Annotated in this window: 1 protein-coding gene; it reads right to left on the bottom strand. The window is 71.3% G+C overall.

Annotation, left to right across the window (positions count from 1 at the left end):
• Positions 1 to 471: PAS domain-containing protein (locus FL311_RS43490; protein ID WP_153882733.1), on the bottom strand; the 471-nt coding region annotated here is incomplete at its 3' end.
• Positions 472 to 663 lie beyond the last annotated feature (192 nt).

The following is a 663-nucleotide window of genomic DNA, read 5'->3' as shown; positions in this document are numbered from 1 at the left end:
GGTGAACAGCGTCGTCATCGCCTGGTAGAGGAACGAGCGTCGACGCTCGGCCTGCTCCACCTCCGCGCGCGCCAGCTGCTCCAGCTCCAGCGCGCGCGAGTACACCGCCTCCGCCTCCGTCAGCGGCCGCGCCGTCACCAGCACCAGGCCCTGCTCGCTGTCGGACGCGGGCAGCGGGGTGAGCACCAGCGCGTGCCGCCGCAGGCCCGAGTCCATGGGCCAGGGCAGCTCCACCGTGACGCTGTCCCCCAGCGACGAGGCCCGCGCTCGCGCGGACTCCAGCCTCGCGGCGTCCTCGACCGGCAGGCCCAGCTCACTCCAGCTCCGGCCCACCAGCCCCTCGGGCCCCTGGCCGAAGGCCCGCGCGCCCGAGGCGCTCGTCGCCATGAGTCGCCCCACCGCGTCCAGGACGTAGGCGGGGTCGGGGAGCGCCATGAAGGCGGACAGGAAGGAAGGCAGGGGTGTGCTCATTGGAACGAGGGGATGGGCCTGATGGGATATTGACACCCCTCGACACGAAGACCATTCCTCCGTGTCCAGTCAGGCTCCAAGATTTAACAAGCGGATATTATGGCTCACCCCGACTGCGGGCCTGCCCGGACGGCGAGCGTCAGTCGGGAAGGCAGCGAGGCCAGGGAGACGACCTCGTCCGCCAGCCCCGCC

It is taken from the genome of Myxococcus sp. AB025B (assembly GCF_006518215.1).
GTDB lineage: Bacteria > Myxococcota > Myxococcia > Myxococcales > Myxococcaceae > Myxococcus > Myxococcus fulvus.
This window is presented reverse-complemented; position numbering and strand designations above follow the sequence as displayed.